Raw genomic sequence first — 19,065 nt, 5'->3', positions numbered from 1 at the left:
TTTTCCACGCCTTCTCCCTCCGCTACACTGCCTGCCTGTTTTTTGTCAGGTGCCTACAATGAAACGAGAACTTGCCATTGAATTTTCCCGCGTAACCGAAGCTGCCGCGCTGGCAGGCTATAAATGGTTAGGACGCGGCGACAAAAACGCGGCCGACGGTGCGGCGGTCCATGCCATGCGTCACGTCTTAAATACCATCCAGATCGATGGCCAGATTGTGATTGGCGAAGGGGAAATCGACGAAGCCCCGATGCTTTATATCGGCGAGAAAGTGGGAACCGGCCAGGGTGACGCGGTAGATATTGCGGTCGATCCCATTGAAGGCACACGCATGACGGCGATGGGACAAGCCAATGCGCTTGCCGTCATGGCCGTAGGCGATAAAGGCACCTTTCTTCATGCGCCTGACATGTATATGGAGAAGCTTATCGTGGGTCCGGCGGCGCGCGGCCATATAAATCTGGACCAACCGCTTGAGCTTAACCTGCGTAATATCGCGATCGCCATGAATAAACCGCTCTCAGAGCTCACCGTATCGATTCTGGCCAAGCCGCGCCATGACGCTGTCATCCAACAGCTTAAAGCGCTGGGCGTACGCATTTTTGCCTTTCCCGATGGCGACGTTGCGGCATCCATACTGACCTGTATGCCGGACAGTGAAGTTGACGTGATGTACGGGATTGGCGGCGCGCCTGAAGGCGTGGTTTCAGCCGCCGTTATCCGTGCGCTGGATGGTGATATGCAAGGCAGATTACTGGCACGTCACCATGTGAAAGGTGACACGGAGGAAAACCGCCGCATTGGCGAATATGAGCTGAAACGGTGTGCTGGTATGGGAATCGAAGCCGGAAAGGTTCTGCCACTTCAGACGATGGCGCGCAATGATAATGTCGTTTTTGCGGCTACCGGCATCACCAGCGGCGACCTGCTGAAAGGTATTACTCGTCAGGGCAATATGGCCACCAGCGAAACGCTGTTAATACGCGGCAAATCGCGCACAATTCGCCGCATTCAGTCTGTACATTATCTCGACCGTAAAGATCCAGCTCTGCACCCTTTTATCCTGTAACCGCCTGATTGTCACCTGCTGGCTGCCGCGAAAGCGGTAGCCAGCAGAGCAGCATCACCAGCGCCGTGACGAACATCAGCATGCCAAGACTGAACTGATCGCGCTGTGGCATCAACGCCGACAAAGAAGCGACCAGCCCGGACCCCAGGTTCTGCATACCACCAATCAATGCACCCGCGCTTCCTGCCAGCCAGGCATAGGGTTCCATGGCACCCGATGTCGCCAGGGGAAACAGCATCCCCGCGCCAAAGAAGAACAGCGATGCCGGTATCAATAACGTCCAGATAGTCATGATGCCAAACCAGGCAGGCACCCACATCAGCACTGCTGCCAGCAGGCAACTGTTGACGCCAAACCACATCAGGCTGTGCCAGGAACGCTGCTCACGCCCGGCAAACCATGCCCCAAAGAAGGCGGCCGGGATGGGCAGAATGAACAAGATACTGACGGTAAAACTGTTCAGACCCAGTACGCCGCCCAGCAGCACACCACAGCTGGCCTCAAAGACGGCAATGCCTGACAGCGCACCAATCAGCAGTACCAGATAGCGGACAAAATTCGCATCGCGTAACAGACGAATGTAACGTTTAAGGAACGGCGTTACTTCGGCGCTGACCGGGCGTGTTTCCGGCAACCAGCACGCCATAGTCACCGTCACGATCATGCATAACAGCAGTAAAAAAGCGAAACAGGCATGCCAGCCAAACAGTTGTGTCAACGCTGCGCCAATCACTGGCGCGACTAACGGGCTGGCAAGCACGCCCATGTTGAGCCAGCTGTTCGCCTGACGTAACGCATGGCCATTATAGAGGTCGCGCGGCATGGTCCGCGCCATCACCCCGGCCACGCCAGTGCCCGCGCCCTGAATCGCACTGCCAATGACCAGCATATCCAGTGATGAAGCCAGTAAGGCGATAATTGATCCGATCATAAAGATCGCCATGCCCGCCAGGATCACCGGACGGCGTCCTACGCTGTCAGACAACGGGCCATAGATCAGCTGCGATCCACCATAGGTCATTAAATAGGCCGCCATGACATGTTGCATCATGCCGTTACGCACCTGCAGTGCGTCCGCCATTGCCGCCATTGCCGGCACATAAATGGTCTGAGCCATCTGCCCTACTGCGACCAATGCGATGAGCATGATCAACAACGGGCGATTTTCTATCTTCTTCATCATCATTGAACAAAAATTCTGTATGAAAAGGAACGTTTAAACAGCACAACTAACGGCTGAAACAGGTTGTGGCAGGAAAATATCAGGATTACGTGACAAAGCGAGTGAATCACACAAAGTGGGTGCGCCATTCACGTCAATAAATGCAACCAGGATGTAAACTTAATATTACAGTTTGTCGATTAGAGCCTTTGCCCCGTTACCGACTGGTAATCTGTCAGAGCAGTAGCGAAGATGTTTATCCGCCTGACTATCAACGCTTAAGGAGTCACTATGGCCGAGTGGATCAATGCGCAAGTGAAGGAAGTGAAAAACTGGACCGATGCGCTGTTTAGCCTGCGGGTTAAGGCACCGATTGCCCCCTTCCATGCCGGACAGTACGCAAAACTGGCACTCGAAATTGAGGGCGAACGTGTGCAGCGAGCTTACTCTTACGTCAATGCACCCAATGACGACCTGCTTGAGTTCTACTTAGTCACCGTACCCGACGGCAAATTAAGCCCGCATCTGCAGGCGCTGCGCCCCGGTGAGCAGGTGATGATCACCAAAGATGCGGCGGGCTTTTTTATTCTGGATGAAGTCCCTGAATGTCAAACACTATGGATGCTGGCGACCGGTACCGCCGTGGGCCCTTACCTGTCGATCCTGCAACAGGGCGAAGGCCTGGATCGCTTCGATAATATCGTCCTGGTCCATGCCGCCCGTTATGCCGCCGACCTGAGCTTTTTACCGCTGATGCAGCAACTCCAGCAAATCTATAACGGTAAGTTGCAGATCATCACGGTTGTCAGCCGTGAGGAAAGTCTGGGGTCGCTGACGGGGCGCATTCCGGCCCTGATTGAGAATGGCAAGCTGGAGCAGGCAGCAGGGTTAGCCATTGACGCAGAGACCAGCCATGTCATGGTTTGTGGTAATCCACAGATGGTACGTGATACGCAGCAGTTACTGAAAGAGACGCGCGGTATGCGTAAGCACCTTAAGCGCAAACCCGGCCATATCACCAGCGAAAACTACTGGTAAGGGGCGCGTTTCAGACGCAAGGGCACCGGCGCGGCACCAAAGCGGTTGTCGCCGACGGTGCCACGAAACACCCCCAGATCCAGAATCAATCCGGCCAGGATAATAAAGGGCAGTACGCGCCCGATGAGCCACTGTAACACTTCTCCCGTCATGCTCCAGTTGCCCGCCATCAGTAGCCAGGCGGCAATCAGCAGCAGGGCCCAGTAGCCCCGGCGATCGCGATCGTGCAGGCGTTTAACCACAATCGCGCTGGCAGGCCACAATAAGCAGACGATGCCAAACGCAGCCATCTGTGTGTCCAGCAGATCGTTACCTGCCAGGAAAAACAGCAGGCTGGTTAGCAGTACCCAGATTGCCTGCCAGAGCCAAAAATCCCGACGCCCTACGCGCCCGCGAAAAGAGAAAAACCATTGCTGGATTATCATGCACTTTCCTTAGACAAAATTTTACGCTGCACACTTTTGACCTTGAAGATAAAAACCGTTCTAATTTGGCATCGAGTTTATTGGTCAGAGCCGACAAAATGAAGAATTTGCCAGGCGTACTGTTGCTGAGCGTCGCGCTGACGGTTCCGGTATTTGCCGCCGATCCGCAACCCCTCGACAAGGCTGAACACATGCCAACCGCACCCTATCTGTTACCGGGCGCACCCACGCTGGACATGACCATTGGCCAGTTTCGTGAAAAATACAACCTGGCCAATCCCCAATTGCCGCTCAGGGAATACAGTGCCATTGATACGCGCGATGAAAAGAGCGATCTGACACGCGCCGCCACCAAAATTAATGAAACCCTTTATTCTTCTACGGCGCTTGAGCCGGGCACGGGCAAAATCAAAACGTTGCAGATCACGTGGCTGCCGATTCCGGGGCCTGACCAGAGCGCCTCGCAGGCTAAGGCGCTTGATTATATGACCGCCATGTTACGTTTTTTTGTGCCGGGACTCACGCAGGAAGAAGGGCGAAAAAAGCTGGAAACGCTGCTTAAAGCCGGTAAAGGCTCACGATACTATGAGCACGTTGAAGGTGCACTGCGTTTCGTGGTTTCAGATAACGGGGATAAAGGACTCACCTTTGCCATTGAGCCGGTAAAACTGGCGCTGGCTACGCCCTGATGGACGGGGCAAAAATGACGAAAAGCAAAGCCATGGCATTATTTGATCTCTATACTGTCTGGCAGACAACGTTGCCCCAGGGCAGCGCCATTTCATGTATCGCGTTATGCGGAGGATAGAATGCGACATCCACTGGTTATGGGTAACTGGAAGTTGAATGGCAGCAAGCATATGACAGCCGAACTGATCGACGGTCTGCGCAAAGAACTGTCGGGCGTGGAAGGCTGTGGCGTTGCTATTGCCCCCCCTGCGCTCTATCTTGATCAGGCTAAACATGCTGTCTCCGGTAGCCATATTGCACTGGGTGCTCAAAACGTTGATGTAAACCTGTCTGGCGCATTTACCGGCGAGATTTCCGCTGAGATGCTGAAAGATATTGGCGCGAAGTACATCATCATTGGTCACTCAGAACGCCGCACTTACCATAAAGAAAGCGATGAATTCATTGCGAAAAAATTTGCCGTCTTAAAAGCAGCGGGTCTGGTGCCGGTTCTGTGCATCGGCGAAACCGAAGCCGAAAATGAAGCAGGCAAAACCGAAGAAGTGTGCGCACGTCAGCTTGATGCTGTACTGACCACTCAGGGTGCCGAAGCATTTAAAGATGCGGTTATCGCCTACGAACCCGTCTGGGCGATTGGCACGGGTAAATCAGCCACCCCAGCGCAGGCGCAGGCCGTTCACAAATTCATTCGTGACCATATCGCGAAAAAAGATGCTGCTGTCGCTGAGCAAGTGATTATTCAGTACGGTGGTTCAGTCAACGATAAAAATGCAGCCGAGCTGTTTACGCAGCCGGACATTGACGGTGCCCTGGTTGGCGGTGCGTCACTGAAAGCCGATGCATTTGCGGTCATCGTTAAAGCAGCCGCGGCAGCCAAACAAGGCTGACCTGGCGCTTAGTCCATTCTGAGCGGCCAAATCAGGCCGCTTTTTTTATGGGTTGCAGTAACGCGCAGTCGTGATCCTGCACTTCCTCAGCGGAACCTTTATTTAACAACAGCCAGTTGCGCTCCACTGCCATCAGTATCAACCGCCCATCAGACAAGCGCGCTAACGCGAGGCCGTAGCGGCCCATCTGATCGCGTGCATGCGGTATCTCAGCGGCCAGACGGATAAATACGCTTTGCTCTGCCAGCTCGGCTTCACTCAGCGTACGCACGTTATAAGGATGACTGAGAAAGGTGACGGCTTTCCATTCCGGTGTGAACGTGGGTGTCAGCGCATCCAGTTGCTTTCTTACATCAGGCCGAAGGCATGAAAGATGAATATGAAGCTGATTCTGGGTACGGCCGTACTGGGAATTGATGGCCAGTGACAGCACACTGTCGTTGATGGGCTTGCCATATTTTTGCGCCACGACGCCTCTGTCCTGCCAGGCTAGGTCAAAATAATTCGGCGTGTCTGAACGGAGCAACTGTGGGCTTTCGATTCCGGTGATTTTATCAATGGGGATGAGCAGATACTGAAGGGGGCCGTTTCGGTCTTTCAACAGCGCGTAGCGGTGCTGCAGATCAACGTGCTGACACGGCGCGGGTTGACCATGCGTGAGCTGATCGGGCAGACACTTTTCACTGACGATTTGCCAAAGCGCATCCGCATTCGTTTTAACATGCGTAGCCGCAACCAGGATCCCTGCGCCGATCAATACCAGCAGAAGCGCAATGATGATGAAGGCCCGACGATTTGCCTGCATTGTTATCTTCCCCTGACTGTTTTCATTCGCATCCTCACGTGACAGCGCGTAAATGTCACGCATAAAAAAACCAGCGTTTCCGCTGGTTTCAAGAATAACCGGTAAGGATTACGGCTTCATGATCTGATCATAGGTGCCGCCATCAGCGAAGTGCGTTTTTTGCGCCTTCGCCCAGCCGCCAAACTTGTCGTCGATGGTAAACAGTTTTACCGGCGCAAACGTACTGGCGAACTTCTTCGCGACCTCTTCATTGCGCGGACGATAATAGTTTTCAGCCGCAATCGTCTGCCCTTCCGTCGAGTAGAGATATTTCAGATAGGCTTCCGCCACCTGACGCGTTCCCTTCTCATCGACCACCTTATCCACGACGGACACAGTTGGCTCCGCGAGAATCGATTCACTTGGCGTCACAATTTCAAATTTGTCTTTACCCAGTTTATTGACCGCCAGGTAGGCTTCGTTTTCCCAGGCGATCAGGACATCACCAATACCACGCTCTACAAAGGTATTGGTTGCGCCGCGCGCACCGGAATCCTGCACTTCAACATGCTTAAACAGATCTTTCACGTAACGCTGTGCTTTTGCCTGATCGCCGTTGTTATGATCCAGTGCCCAGCCCCAGGCAGCCAGGTAATTCCAGCGAGCGCCGCCTGACGTTTTAGGATTTGGAGTAATCACCGAAACGCCGGGCTTGATAAGATCGCTCCAGTCATGGATGCCTTTAGGATTGCCTTTACGCACCAAAAAGACAATCGTGGAGGTATAAGGCGCGGAGTTGTCGGGCAGACGTTTAATCCAGTCTTTATCAATACGACCGCGATCAGCAATTGCATCAACGTCCGACTGCAGCGCCAGCGTCACCACATCAGCACGAATACCGTTGATGACAGAAGTCGCCTGTTTACCTGAACCGCCGTGCGACTGGCGGATGACCACGTTGTCGCCCGTTTCCTGTTTGTAGTGCGCGCTAAAGGCCTTGTTGTACTGCTCGTAGAGTTCCCGGGTAGGATCATAAGAAACGTTTAGCAGCTGAATATCCTTCGCCAGAACACTGCCAGATGCCAGTAACAATCCTAAACCCACGGCCCATTTATTCATTGCGCACTCTCCCCATTCATGATGAGACAAGCGTGACATAAACGTGATTATAGCTAAAAGAATTAAAAATAAGCGGTTATAACTTTGGGGAATATGAGGAAGGCATAAGGGCATGCCGTTAAGCATGCCCGGTAATACTTAGTACAGCTGCTTAGCCGTATCCATCCAGTCACGCTTAAATGGACGTTTCATATTTTCAATGGCATCAATGATATCGTGATGGACCATCTTGTCATTCTGGATACCTACACACCGGCCACCGTAGCCCTGCATCAGCAACTCAATCGAATAGGCACCCATGCGCGACGCAAGAATGCGGTCATAAGCGCAGGGCGCGCCGCCGCGCTGAATGTGACCAAGTACCGTGGCACGCGTTTCGCGTTTGGTTTCTGTTTCGATGAAACGCGCCAGGTCGTCGATATCACAGATGTGCTCCGTAATAGCTACGATCGCGTGCTTTTTACCTTTCGCAATACCGGCTTTAATCTCTGCCACCAGCTCCTCACGAGTGTAAGGAATCTCAGGTAACACGATAAATTCACATCCCCCGGCAATAGCCGCAGCCAGCGTCAGGTCGCCACAGTAACGACCCATGACTTCAACAATCGAGATGCGCTGATGCGATGACGACGTATCACGCAGGCGGTCAATGGCTTCGACGACCGTTTCCAGCGCCGTAAAGTAGCCGATGGTGTAATCTGTCCCGGCCACGTCGTTGTCAATCGTGCCTGGCAGACCGATACACGGAAAGCCCATTTCGGTGAGCCGCTTGGCCCCCATATACGAACCGTCACCACCGATCACTACTAAGGCATCAATGCCCCGCTTTTTCAGGTTCTCGATTGCTACCTGGCGGACATCATCATTACGAAACTCAGGAAAACGTGCAGAACCCAGGAACGTGCCGCCGCGATTGATCATATCTGACACACTGTAGCGGTCGAGGTTGATCATGCGATCTTCATATAAACCCTGATAGCCGTCATAGATACCAAAAACTTCCAGCCCTTCGCTTAATGCGGAGCGAACTACACCGCGAATGGCTGCGTTCATGCCTGGGGCGTCACCGCCGCTGGTCAGTACACCAATTTTTTTGATCATGACAACCTCTGGATTGTTCAAAACTAAGGGTTAATCCGGCCTGTGCAACGCTGATGAACACTGATGTGGTAAGCGCGACATATGATGGCAGATAGTATATCAAAGGCCTGATGCTGAATTGATTCAGGTCAGACAACTTTTCACTAATTTTTTTAGCAATGTTAGCTGCATGTCATTTTCATCTTTCTAACGTCTTTCCTGTGCGTCAGAAATTGAATGCATCCTGTTTCTCTGACGGTACCACAGAACAGGGATCCTGATGAATAATGACGTCCGACCCGGGAAAGGCCTCGCGTAATGCTTTTTCAACCTGATCGGCGATTCGGTGTGCCTGCACTAACGGTAATTGATCTTCCAGCTCTACGTGAAGCTGAATAAATTTCGTCGGGCCAGACTGACGCGTCCGCACATCATGAACGCCTTGCACACCGGGCCAGTTTGATGAAATCGCAATAATATGTTGTCGTTCTTCATCGGGTAAGGCTCTGTCCAACAGGGACTGAACGGCTTCATAGCCCATCCGAAGTGCGCTGACGAGAATATACACGCCAATGCCCAGCGCAAACAGCGCATCGGCGCGAGCGAATCCGTAGCTGGTTAACACCAGCGCGACCAAAATTGCCCCGTTCATGAAAACATCGGATTGATAATGCAGCATATCGGCCCGAATCGCCTGACTGCGTGTTTTTCGTACGACCCAGCGCTGGAAAGCCACCAGCAGTAATGTCGAAATGAGAGCCAGCACCGTCACGATAATGCCCATACCGGGCGATCGCAGTTCATTCGGGGAAGCGAGATGCTGAATACCCGTCAGAAAGAGGAAAAGTGCCGAACCTGAAATGAACATGCTTTGCGCCAGGGCGGCCAGCGATTCCGCTTTACCGTGGCCAAAGGTGTGATCGGCGTCAGCGGGCTGAAGGGAATAGCGCACCACCAGCAGGTTTGTCAGAGAAGCGGCAATGTCCACCAGCGAATCAACCATGGCAGCCAGCAGGCTAACCGATCCGGTATACCACCAGGCAAAAATCTTGATAATTAACAAGGTCGTCGCCAGCAGCGTCGCCGCAATCGCCGCAGATTTAACCCACTTTCCATACGAAGCCTGCATGCCATACTCCATGAACATCATGACTAAAGAGATAAAATAACAGCAGAGAAGGGCTAAGTTTAACACTGACGCAGGCGATGCGCCCGACTGATACCGTTCGGACAGAGTGATGAGGGATAAGATGGGAAGAGATAATACGACTTCGCCCCATCGGGTAACGATGGGGCGAAGGATTGCTTACCTAAGTAAGCGCCAAATCAACGTGCAGATTTGGTTCAGTGCTCAGCAAAATTATTTTTTGCCGCCTTTCTTGCCCGCTTCGGAGGCTTTTTCGGGGTTATTTTTGAAATTACCGCCGCCGCCGTTGCCGCTGCTCTTTCCGCCTTTTTTACCGGCTTCAGAGGCTTTTTGCGGGTTGTCTGCGAAATTACCTGAACCACCACGATGCTCTGCCATAATTTACTCCATTAATAGATTAATTCGGACTACATGATGTGGTTGCTGCTCTCCGTTAATTTCAGAAGTGCATCGGCTTCCTTGCTGAGACAATATAAGTGTAGGCGAGGCCGGATAAGGTGCAAGCGGAGCGGGATATTTACAGCCCCTTGAAAAGCAAGGAAAATGCATAAATAAATTAATGTAATCTTTATATTTATCAATCGATTGGAAATAACTCACGACCTGTAAAACAGATCGGCAAGACAGTAATAACAGACAGGAAAGCGTGCGTAAGAAAAATAAAAAAACGTTGCCATTCAATCGTCCAGATCATTTTTTCGCGCACTGTAAAACTACAGTAAATAATGGCGAAAAACAGATAAAAAAAACCCCCTCATCATGAGGGGGAAGACAGGGATGTGTCTATGGCAAGGAAAACAGGGATACTATTTACTACTGGTTACTACTGGTACGACTTACGGGTTGCAGCGTCGAAGCTGGCTGCAAACTTGAGAGCTTACGCATGGCATTCAGGCGCTGCTCATAATTCTTCTGTAACGCGGCCTGCTGCTCGGGCGTTAACAGGTGGTACATCTGATTACGCACTCTCGCCATCTCAACTTGCTGTTCAACCTGAACTTTGGCGATGGCCTCTGCCTTGTCACGTATGGCCGCTTCGTTAAATTTATCTGCCGTCACCAAATCGTGCATAGCTGCGATATCATCAATATTCGTTGCCGGACGGTCATGTCGGGCTTGCTGCATAAGGTCACGCATTTGTTGTCGTTGATGTTCCGTCAACTCAATGCCGTCGAACATGTGACTTTGCGAATTTTGCGTCATACTGCCTGTCGTAAATCCGCCGTGATGCACCTCGTCAAGCGCCATCGACTCTGCTGCTCCTGCGCTGGCGTGACTGAGAACCATCGCTGAGGCAAGAACGACGGCGGTTAATTTGCGCATCGTTTACTCCAGTTCGTTCTGTTTTGCGATTCAACGATAGCCAGTGTACGGCGATAGCTGCAAACATCCGTCAGGGGGTGTAAAAGTACGTAAAGCGATGGATTGGTATCATAGGAACACGCTATTTTGCCTGCGGAGGGCTACAAAAATGAATAAAATCCTGTTGGTAGATGATGACCGCGAATTGACTTCGCTTTTAAAAGAACTGTTAGAAATGGAAGGGTTTGAAGTGGTGGTTGCCAGCGATGGTGAGCAAGCACTGAATCTGCTCGATAACTCAATTGATTTGCTTTTACTGGATGTCATGATGCCCAAGAAAAACGGTATCGACACCCTGAAAGAATTACGCCAGCAGTATCAAACACCTGTGATTATGCTTACCGCCCGCGGAAGCGAGCTTGATCGTGTGCTGGGCCTTGAGCTGGGCGCCGATGACTATCTGCCTAAGCCCTTTAACGATCGGGAGCTGGTTGCGCGCATACGCGCTATCCTGCGCCGTTCGAACTGGAGCGAACAACAGCAGCAGCACGATAACAGCTCACCTACGCTGGAAGTGGACTGCCTGCGCCTGAACCCGGGCCGTCAGGAAGCCAGTTTCGATAACGAAACGCTGGATCTCACCGGCACAGAATTCACCCTGTTGTACCTTTTGGCTCAGCATTTAGGTCAGGTTGTCTCGCGCGAGCATCTTAGCCAGGAGGTGCTGGGTAAACGCCTGACGCCTTTTGACCGTGCCATCGATATGCACATCTCGAACCTGCGCCGTAAACTCCCTGAACGTCGCGATGGGCATCCGTGGTTCAAGACCTTACGTGGCCGCGGTTATTTGATGGTTTCGGCATCATGATAGGCAGTTTGACTACCCGCATCTTTGCTATTTTCTGGCTGACGCTGGCACTGGTATTGATGCTGGTGCTCATGGTACCCAAGCTTGATTCACGCCAGATGACGGCGCTGCTGGAAAGCGAGCAGCGCCAGGGCACGATGATCGAGCAGCACGTTGAAGCCGAGCTGTCACGCGATCCGCCTAATGATTTGATGTGGTGGCGGCGCTTATTTCGCGCTATTGAGAAGTGGGCTCCACCCGGCCAACGTTTGCTCCTGGTCACCAGTGAAGGCCGGGTCATCGGCGCACAGCATAATGAAATGCAGGTCATTCGTAACTTCATCGGTCAGTCAGATAACGCCGATCACCCACAGAAGAAGAAATATGGCCGGGTAGAGATGGTAGGTCCTTTCGCCGTCCGGGATGGAGAGGATAACTATCAGCTGTATCTGATCCGCCCCGCCAGCAGCTCTCAGTTGGATTTTATTAATCTGTTGTTTGATCGCCCTTTGCTGCTGCTCATTGTTACCATGCTGATTAGCTCACCGCTTCTGTTGTGGCTGGCGTGGAGCCTGGCGCGTCCTGCACGGAAACTTAAATATGCCGCGGACGAAGTCGCCAGCGGTAATCTGCGCCAGCATCCTGAACTAGAATCAGGCCCACAGGAATTTCTGGCGGCAGGTTCCAGCTTTAACCAGATGGTCAGTGCGCTGGAACGGATGATGAACGGTCAGCAGCGCTTACTGTCTGATATCAGCCACGAATTACGCACGCCGCTAACGCGATTACAGCTGGCGACCGCCCTGCTGCGCCGCCGTCATGGTGAAGGCAAAGAGCTGGAACGTATAGAGACGGAAGCACAACGCCTCGATGGCATGATTAATGACCTACTGGTGCTGTCGAGGACCCAGCATAAGAACGCGCTGGTCAGCGAGGCCATGAAGGCAAATCAGCTGTGGAACGGCGTGCTGGAAGACGCCCGATTTGAAGCGGAACAAATGGGTAAGACACTGGAGATCCCTTATCCTCCGGGGCCATGGCCTTTGTATGGTAACCCCCATGCGCTTGAAAGTGCGCTGGAGAATATCGTGCGGAATGCGTTGCGCTACTCTCATACCCATATCAGCGTCAGTTTTTCCGTTGATATTGCAGGCATTACCGTTCACGTTGACGACGATGGTCCCGGCGTGAGCCCGGAAGATCGTGAGCAGATATTCCGACCGTTTTACCGCACTGACGAGGCGCGCGACCGAGAGTCCGGCGGCACCGGCCTGGGGCTGGCCATTGTGGAAACGGCCATTCAGCAGCATCGTGGCTGGGTAAAAGCAGATGACAGCCCACTGGGTGGTCTGCGTCTGACAATCTGGCTGCCACTTTACTCCTCTGGCAGACAATAATTTGCTATGCTTCGGCCCTCGTTACCGGGGGCCTTATGCTTAACATCGTACTCTTTGAACCAGAAATTCCACCCAATACAGGTAATATTATTCGCCTGTGCGCCAATACCGGCTTCCAGCTTCACCTTATCGAACCGCTGGGTTTTGCCTGGGACGACAAGCGCCTTCGTCGCGCGGGACTGGATTACCACGAGTTCACCGCCATTAAGTTCCATGCTGATTTTCAGGCGTTCATGACGACCGAGCAACCTGCGCGGCTGTTTGCGTTGACAACGAAGGGGACGCCCGCGCACAGTGCCGTCGCCTGGCAGCAGGGAGATTATCTGCTGTTTGGTCCAGAGAGTCGGGGCTTGCCCGCAGAGGTGCTACAGACGCTGCCTGCAGAGCAAAAAATACGGATTCCCATGCGGGCGGAAAGCCGCAGTATGAATTTATCAAATGCGGTATCCGTGGTGGTATACGAAGCCTGGCGCCAACTCGACTACGCTGGCGCGTTGATTAAGTCCTAAATTCCGTCACCAAACTGAAAACCTGCGCCATTGCCGCTGAAATGCTGGTCCATATCCATGGACGGCTTTTCACTGCCGGGCTTGCCAACGATGCGCGCAGGCACGCCAGCGGCGGTGGTGTGAGGCGGAATGGGTTGCAGCACAACAGAGCCAGCACCAATCTTGGCACCGCGACCAACTTCAATATTGCCCAGAATTTTTGCACCTGCGCCAATCATGACGCCTTCGCGAATTTTCGGATGACGGTCGCCGCTGGTTTTACCGGTCCCGCCGAGCGTCACCGACTGCAGGATGGACACATCGTTTTCCACGACGGCCGTTTCACCGATCACAATACCTGTAGCGTGATCCAGCATGATCCCGTGTCCAATTTTTGCGGCCGGATGAATGTCCACAGCAAAGGAAACGGACACTTCATTTTGCAGGTAAACGGCTAAGGCGCGTCGGCCTTCATTCCAAAGCCAGTGCCCGATACGATGGGCCTGGAGCGCATGAAAACCTTTCAGATACAGCAGCGGCGTCGAATATTTATCAACCGCAGGATCGCGCTGGCGTACGGCCTGAATATCGCAGGCAGCGGAAGCAATCATTGAGGGATCTTTTCGGTAGGCCTCTTCGACAACTTCACGAATCGCGATAGCAGGCATGATTGGATTCGCCAGCTTATTGGCCAGCATATAGCTCAGGGCGCTGCCCAGATTCTCATGCTTAAGCAATGTCGCATGATAAAAGCTGGCCAGCATTGGCTCGCAGTCTGCCAGCGCGCGTGCTTCTGCCTTAATGTTGTTCCAGACCAGTTCTAACTCATCAGACGACATGCTGTTTTCTCCCGATAAAAAAAGCGCCTTGACCGGCGCTACAGGTGATGACGCTTGGCTTCCTGCTTTAGTTTGTGCTGTTTTCGTCCTTCCGTGAACGCCCCAGCAGGCTTAATGCTGCATCTCGTGCCGGTTTTCCGCAATAGAGCACCTGATAAATCTGTTCGGTGATAGGCATTTCAACCCCTGTGCGTGCCGCCAGCGCTTTGACTTCTTTGGTATTTCTGTAGCCTTCTACAACTTGTCCGATAATGCGTTGTGCGCTATCGACATCTTCACCCTGCCCGAGCATCATGCCAAAACGACGATTGCGCGATTGGTTATCAGTACAGGTCAGCACCAGATCGCCCAAACCGGCCATGCCCATAAATGTTGTGGCATCTGCGCCTAATGCCGCACCCAGACGACTCATCTCGGCCAGCCCGCGCGTAATTAACGCCGTGCGTGCATTCGCACCAAAGCCGATGCCATCAGACATGCCAGCACCGATAGCAATGACGTTTTTCACCGCGCCGCCCAGTTGAACCCCGATAAAATCGGGATTGTTATAGACGCGAAAGCTTTTGCCGCAGTGCAGTCGCTGTTGTAAATCGTCTGCGAACTGCGCGTCAGTAGCCGCCAGCGCAATCGCTGTCGGTAAACCCGCTGCCAGTTCTTTTGCAAAAGTGGGGCCGGAGATGACGGCCAGTGGAATCGTTTCGCCCAAAATGTCGCGGGCAACATCCTGCAGCAGACGACCCGTTTCCTTCTCCAGTCCTTTCGTTGCCCAGACGATGCGTGAGTCATCACGTAAACCGGGCTTTATCTGCGTCAGCACATCGCCGAAAACATGGCTCGGTACAACAACCAACAAATCGCGGCTGGCGGCTATAACGGTATTCAGGTCAGGTTCAACAGTCAGATTATCGGGAAACGTTACATCTGGCAGGAAAGCACGGTTGCAGCGGTCGGACTGAAGTTGTGCCATATGGGCAGGATTGTGCCCCCACAGCAGCACCGGGTGGCCATTGCGGGCCAGCGTAATCGCCAAAGCGGTGCCGTATGAACCGGCACCGATGACGCTAATCGAAGCGTGAGTGGTCATCAGGCATCCTGATGTTGCGCTTCTTCGCCTTGCTGCTGCTGCAGATAATTCATAAACAGCGCATCAAAGTTCACTGGCGCAAGGTTAAGCTGCGGGAAGGTACCACGTGAAACCAGGCTGGTGATGCATTCGCGGGCATAAGGGAACAGGATATTTGGGCAGTAAGCGCCAAGGCAATGCGCCATCTGGGTACCTTCAATGCCACCGATGGTGAAAATACCTGCCTGCTGAACTTCACACAGGAAAGCGGTATCTTCGCCAACGGTTGCCGTAACGGTCACACGCAGCACCACTTCATACACTTCATCAGCCAGCTGCGAAGAGGCAGTATCCAGATCCAGCTTAACGTCTGGCTCCCACTCTTTCTGAAACACCTGCGGCGCATTGGGCGCTTCAAAAGAAATATCCTTCGTGTAAACGCGCTGAATCTGGAATTGCATTTCGTTAGTGTTATGTTCTGACATGTGACTAAGTCCTGTAAGTTAAAATGTCTGGCGTAAAACTACGCCTGAAGTAACGGATCTAAACCCTGACGATCGTTAAGTGCCATCAAATCGTCGCAGCCACCAATATGCTGGCCATCGATAAAGATCTGAGGCACTGTCGTGCGGCCGCTGCGCTTAATCATCTCTTCACGTTTTGCCATGTCCCCATCAATGGGGATCTCCTGGAACGCCGCGCCTTTCTCATTCAGCAGCGCTTTTGCGCGATGACAATACGGACAGGTTGGTTTGGTATAAATCTCAACGTTTGCCATAGGGACCTCAGGATGGTTATTTACCGCGAACTAACGGCAGATTTTCGCCGCTCCAACCGCTAATACCGTCTTTGAGCACGCTCACCTGATTGAAACCTGCCGCGCTCAGATGTGCAGCAGGATCGGCCGCGCTCTGCCCGGTAGCGCATACCACAATTATGGGCTGTGTTTTATGCTTTTCCAGCTCGCCAAAACTGCCTTTCTTGATATCAGCTGCAGCGACGTTGACCGCGCCCGAAATATGCCCCTTGCGGTAATCGTCGCGCGAACGCACGTCTACCACCACCGCATCCTCTTTGTTAATAAGTCGGGTTGCTTCGCCTCGACTGATCGTTTTTACTTTAGAGAACATCCCTTTAACGGTGGTCACAATCACCAGTATAAGTAAAACGACCCATGCCAGACTCAGGATGGGGTGATTGCTTGCAAACTGCATAATTTCTTGCATGAGGGGTAACGACTCCAGACCGGGCTAATAAGCTAAAACAAGGCTTCTGAGTATACCTGCGCCACTTCGCATGTACAGACGCTAAGCGGGCAGAGTGATAATTTGTGCGTCATTTTCCAAAAAAATTCACCGAATGGCAAAAATGTCGTGACGCTTATGCCTTGTACTGTTGAAAATGGTCACGTTTAGGGAAGCAAAAGCCGGTCGGCAATGCTGGTAAGCAACTGTTCATCGTGGAATAATCATCGACCTATGAAGGGAAAGACAACTGCTCTGCCAACATGGACCCGTCACAACGGCGTTACCGTGCCGCTGTTTACACGCTTGTCCGTTCTGTCTTTTAGCCTGCTTTATGCGGGCCTGTTGTCATTGCCCTTACCCGGGCTGGCCGCTGATGATAACAAAGCGCAACTGAAATCCATTCAGCAGGAAATTGCTGAAAAAGAAAAAAGCGTTAAGGCGCAAAAAGCCCAGCGCAGCCAGTTGCTTAATCAGTTGCAAAGTCAGGAAAAAATCATTGCGCAGGCCAGCCGGCAGTTGCGTGAAACGCGCAATAGTCTGTCCGCCTTAAACAATGACATCGTGCAGGTCACCGCCTCCGTTGCCCACCTTGAGAAACAACAGGCTCAGCAGGAAAAACTGCTGGCAGAGCAACTGGATGCCGCTTTTCGTCAGGGCCAGCACAAGGGCCTGCAACTGCTGTTAGGTGGCGAAGAAAGTCAGCGCAGCGAGCGCATCCTGGCCTACTTTGGTTACCTGAACACGGCACGTCAGGAAAATATCACCGCCCTGCAAACTACCCGCAAGGAACTGGCTCAACAGCGCGCATCGCTGGAACAAAAACAGCAGCAGCAAAAATCGTTGTTAACTCAGCAGCAAGCACAGCAGGACAAACTTCAGCAAGCCAGCGCCGCCCGCAAAAAAACGCTAACTTCTCTGGAAAGTGCGCTGCAGAAAGATCAGGCTGATTTGGTCGAGATGCGGCAGAACGAAAGCCGCCTGCAAGACAAAATTGCCCGTGCCGAGCGAGAAGCGCGTGAACGCGCCGCACGGGAAGCGCGTGAGGCTGAAAAAGTCCGCCAGCGTCAGGTGCAGGCAAAAGCGAAAGGCTCCAGCTATCAGCCAACCCAGAGTGAACGCGAACTGATGGCGCGCACAGGCGGGCTTGGGCGGCCAAATGGTCAGGACATCTGGCCAGTAAGAGGACGGATTGAGCATCGCTTCGGTGAGGAGCTTCAGGGCGAATTACGCTGGAAAGGGCTGGTCATTAACGCGCCTGAGGGCACAGAAGTTAAAGCCATTGCCGATGGTCGCGTGTTGATGGCTGACTGGTTACAGGGTTATGGCCTCGTCGTCGTGATTGAACATGGCAAAGGGGATATGAGCCTCTATGGTTACAACCAAAGCGCACTGGTCAGCGTCGGCGCTCAGGTAAAAGCAGGTCAGCCTATTGCCCTGGTCGGCACCAGCGGTGGCCGTGGTACACCTTCGCTCTACTTTGAAATCCGGCGTCAGGGTAAAGCGGTTAATCCACTTCCGTGGTTAGGAAAATAAGTGTTACGTCAGCGAAAGACCCTGGTTGCGCTGCTGAGTGGATTGCTGCTCAGTTTCGCAGCCCAGGCCGGTAAGCTCGCCATTGTTATTGATGATGTCGGCTACCGGCCTACAGAAGAGAATAAAGTGTTGCAGATGCCGCAGGCGATATCGGTTGCCGTCCTCCCCGATGCGCCCTATGCACGTCAAATGGCAATCAAAGCGCATCAGGGCGGACACGAAGTCCTGATCCATCTGCCCATGGCCCCTCTCAGTAAGCAACCCCTTGAAAAAAACACGTTAACGCCCGAGATGAGCAGCGCCGAGATTGATCGCATCATCCGCAGTGCAGTAAATAACGTGCCTTATGCGGTGGGGCTGAATAACCATATGGGCAGCAAAATGACGTCCAGTCTGCCGGGTATGCAAAAAGTCATGCAGGCCCTTAACCAGTACAATCTGTACTTCCTTGACAGCATGACGATTGGCAACAGCCAGTCTGTACCCGCCGCCCAGGGCACGCATGTCAGAGTGCTAAAGCGCAGGGTCTTTCTGGACGACAGCCAGGACATCAACGCCATCCGTCAGCAATTTAGTCGGGCAGTGAAACTGGCCGAGCGGGATGGCTATGCGATTGCGATTGGTCACCCGCACCCGAACACTGTGCGCGTGTTGCAACAAATGCTGCCCACTTTGCCTGCGGATATTACGCTGGTGACACCGGGTCAGTTATTAAATGAGCCGCTGCGTAACGGCAGTGCTTCGCTGGCAAAAACCCTGCCGCGCAATAAACCTGCGCAAGGCTTCCAGGCGCCAGGCGAATGTAAAGTGAAGCAACCACTGTCACCTGTGCCTGCTACGCGTGCACTGGGCGTGATTGGTGAGAGCATCGCTGAGAGCCCGCTGTATCGCCGTATTAATGCACTTTTTTGACACACTCAGCATCGGCCTTAAACCCGATGCTGAGCG

22 protein-coding genes are annotated in these 19,065 nt (G+C 52.9%); 9 read left to right on the top strand and 13 right to left on the bottom strand.

The features are described 5' to 3' along the window. Nucleotides 1-58: 58 nt before the first annotated feature. Nucleotides 59-1,069 (top strand): class II fructose-bisphosphatase, encoded by a 1,011-nt coding sequence (gene glpX / locus GC090_RS00855; protein ID WP_006121296.1) that lies wholly within the window; start codon nt 59-61, stop codon nt 1,067-1,069. On the opposite strand, the gene emrD is transcribed toward glpX, so the two are convergent. After that, a complete protein-coding gene (gene emrD, locus GC090_RS00850) occupies nt 1,059-2,252 on the bottom strand; it encodes a multidrug efflux MFS transporter EmrD (protein WP_269750932.1) in 1,194 nt (397 codons plus the stop codon). The two genes, glpX and emrD, sit on opposite strands and share 11 nt — an antisense overlap. Nucleotides 2,253-2,522: 270 nt before the next feature. Here emrD and fpr point away from each other — a divergent pair, with 270 nt between their 5' ends. Next, a complete protein-coding gene (fpr, locus tag GC090_RS00845) occupies nt 2,523-3,269 on the top strand; it encodes a ferredoxin--NADP(+) reductase (RefSeq protein WP_006121294.1) in 747 nt (248 codons plus the stop codon). Here the strand turns inward: fpr and GC090_RS00840 are convergent. Continuing rightward, nucleotides 3,260-3,694: a DUF805 domain-containing protein gene (locus GC090_RS00840; RefSeq protein WP_006121293.1), complete on the bottom strand. Its 435-nt coding sequence runs from the start codon at nt 3,692-3,694 to the stop codon at nt 3,260-3,262. The two genes, fpr and GC090_RS00840, sit on opposite strands and share 10 nt — an antisense overlap. A 98-nt stretch (nt 3,695-3,792) precedes the next feature. Between GC090_RS00840 and GC090_RS00835 the strand changes: the two genes are divergently transcribed. Continuing rightward, nucleotides 3,793-4,383, top strand: coding sequence for a DUF1454 family protein (locus GC090_RS00835; RefSeq protein WP_006121292.1), 591 nt, complete (start codon nt 3,793-3,795; stop codon nt 4,381-4,383). 120 nt (nt 4,384-4,503) lie between these two features. Further along, entirely contained in the window at nt 4,504-5,271 is a 768-nt protein-coding gene (gene tpiA / locus GC090_RS00830) for a triose-phosphate isomerase (RefSeq protein ID WP_033738096.1), read from the top strand. 31 nt (nt 5,272-5,302) lie between these two features. On the opposite strand, the gene GC090_RS00825 is transcribed toward tpiA, so the two are convergent. The 6 genes from GC090_RS00825 to cpxP form a co-directional block, all read right to left on the bottom strand. After that, nucleotides 5,303-6,076, bottom strand: a complete 774-nt coding sequence (locus GC090_RS00825; RefSeq protein WP_324021504.1) for a CDP-diacylglycerol diphosphatase — start codon at nt 6,074-6,076, stop codon at nt 5,303-5,305. Between the two features lie 108 nt (nt 6,077-6,184). Beyond that, nucleotides 6,185-7,174 carry a sulfate ABC transporter substrate-binding protein gene (locus tag GC090_RS00820; protein ID WP_033738094.1) on the bottom strand — a complete coding sequence of 330 codons (990 nt, stop codon included), beginning with the start codon at nt 7,172-7,174 and terminating at the stop codon, nt 6,185-6,187. Between the two features lie 138 nt (nt 7,175-7,312). Then, on the bottom strand, nt 7,313-8,275 hold the full coding sequence (pfkA, locus tag GC090_RS00815; protein ID WP_006121288.1) for a 6-phosphofructokinase: 963 nt from the start codon (nt 8,273-8,275) through the stop codon (nt 7,313-7,315). A 205-nt stretch (nt 8,276-8,480) separates the two neighbouring features. Then, a complete protein-coding gene (fieF, locus tag GC090_RS00810; RefSeq protein ID WP_006121287.1) occupies nt 8,481-9,383 on the bottom strand; it encodes a CDF family cation-efflux transporter FieF in 903 nt (300 codons plus the stop codon). Between the two features lie 231 nt (nt 9,384-9,614). Beyond that, a complete protein-coding gene (locus GC090_RS00805; protein ID WP_028723167.1) occupies nt 9,615-9,779 on the bottom strand; it encodes a KGG domain-containing protein in 165 nt (54 codons plus the stop codon). Nucleotides 9,780-10,214: 435 nt separating this feature from the next. After that, complete coding sequence (gene cpxP / locus GC090_RS00800) at nt 10,215-10,724, bottom strand: cell-envelope stress modulator CpxP (protein WP_033738090.1); 510 nt, start codon at nt 10,722-10,724, stop codon at nt 10,215-10,217. A 148-nt stretch (nt 10,725-10,872) separates the two neighbouring features. Here cpxP and cpxR point away from each other — a divergent pair, with 148 nt between their 5' ends. Genes cpxR through trmL form a run of 3 tightly spaced genes read left to right on the top strand, consistent with a single transcriptional unit; the run spans nt 10,873 to nt 13,456 of the window. Further along, the gene (cpxR, locus tag GC090_RS00795) at nt 10,873-11,571 is read left to right on the top strand and encodes an envelope stress response regulator transcription factor CpxR (RefSeq protein WP_006121283.1); all 699 of its coding nucleotides are present in this window, start codon (nt 10,873-10,875) and stop codon (nt 11,569-11,571) included. Further along, nucleotides 11,568-12,947, top strand: coding sequence for an envelope stress sensor histidine kinase CpxA (cpxA, locus tag GC090_RS00790; RefSeq protein WP_058701579.1), 1,380 nt, complete (start codon nt 11,568-11,570; stop codon nt 12,945-12,947). The genes cpxR and cpxA overlap by 4 nt, the downstream gene beginning before the upstream one ends. Nucleotides 12,948-12,982: 35 nt before the next feature. After that, nucleotides 12,983-13,456, top strand: a complete 474-nt coding sequence (gene trmL, locus GC090_RS00785; RefSeq protein ID WP_006121281.1) for a tRNA (uridine(34)/cytosine(34)/5-carboxymethylaminomethyluridine(34)-2'-O)-methyltransferase TrmL — start codon at nt 12,983-12,985, stop codon at nt 13,454-13,456. Here the strand turns inward: trmL and cysE are convergent. The 5 genes from cysE to GC090_RS00760 all read right to left on the bottom strand — a co-directional run bounded on the left by cysE (nt 13,453) and on the right by GC090_RS00760 (nt 16,563). Further along, nucleotides 13,453-14,274 (bottom strand): serine O-acetyltransferase, encoded by an 822-nt coding sequence (gene cysE, locus GC090_RS00780; RefSeq protein WP_006121280.1) that lies wholly within the window; start codon nt 14,272-14,274, stop codon nt 13,453-13,455. The two genes, trmL and cysE, sit on opposite strands and share 4 nt — an antisense overlap. 67 nt (nt 14,275-14,341) lie before the next feature. Then, nucleotides 14,342-15,358, bottom strand: a complete 1,017-nt coding sequence (gpsA, locus tag GC090_RS00775) for an NAD(P)H-dependent glycerol-3-phosphate dehydrogenase (protein ID WP_006121279.1) — start codon at nt 15,356-15,358, stop codon at nt 14,342-14,344. After that, on the bottom strand, nt 15,358-15,822 hold the full coding sequence (gene secB / locus GC090_RS00770) for a protein-export chaperone SecB (RefSeq protein ID WP_006121277.1): 465 nt from the start codon (nt 15,820-15,822) through the stop codon (nt 15,358-15,360). The genes gpsA and secB overlap by 1 nt, the downstream gene beginning before the upstream one ends. A 38-nt stretch (nt 15,823-15,860) precedes the next feature. After that, nucleotides 15,861-16,115: a glutaredoxin 3 gene (gene grxC, locus GC090_RS00765; protein WP_033738087.1), complete on the bottom strand. Its 255-nt coding sequence runs from the start codon at nt 16,113-16,115 to the stop codon at nt 15,861-15,863. A gap of 16 nt (nt 16,116-16,131) precedes the next feature. Further along, nucleotides 16,132-16,563 carry a rhodanese-like domain-containing protein gene (locus tag GC090_RS00760; protein WP_006121275.1) on the bottom strand — a complete coding sequence of 144 codons (432 nt, stop codon included), beginning with the start codon at nt 16,561-16,563 and terminating at the stop codon, nt 16,132-16,134. Nucleotides 16,564-16,815: 252 nt separating this feature from the next. Here GC090_RS00760 and envC point away from each other — a divergent pair, with 252 nt between their 5' ends. Then, nucleotides 16,816-18,117, top strand: a complete 1,302-nt coding sequence (gene envC / locus GC090_RS00755) for a murein hydrolase activator EnvC (RefSeq protein ID WP_133745880.1) — start codon at nt 16,816-16,818, stop codon at nt 18,115-18,117. Next, nucleotides 18,118-19,029, top strand: a complete 912-nt coding sequence (locus GC090_RS00750; RefSeq protein WP_205955841.1) for a divergent polysaccharide deacetylase family protein — start codon at nt 18,118-18,120, stop codon at nt 19,027-19,029. It begins immediately after the preceding gene. The last annotated feature ends 36 nt before the right edge of the window (nt 19,030-19,065 follow it).

Source organism: Pantoea sp. JZ29 (assembly GCF_035190385.1).
Taxonomy (GTDB): Bacteria; Pseudomonadota; Gammaproteobacteria; order Enterobacterales; family Enterobacteriaceae; genus Pantoea; species Pantoea stewartii.
Note: the sequence above shows the minus strand (reverse complement) of the source record. Positions and strands in the feature narration are given on the sequence as shown.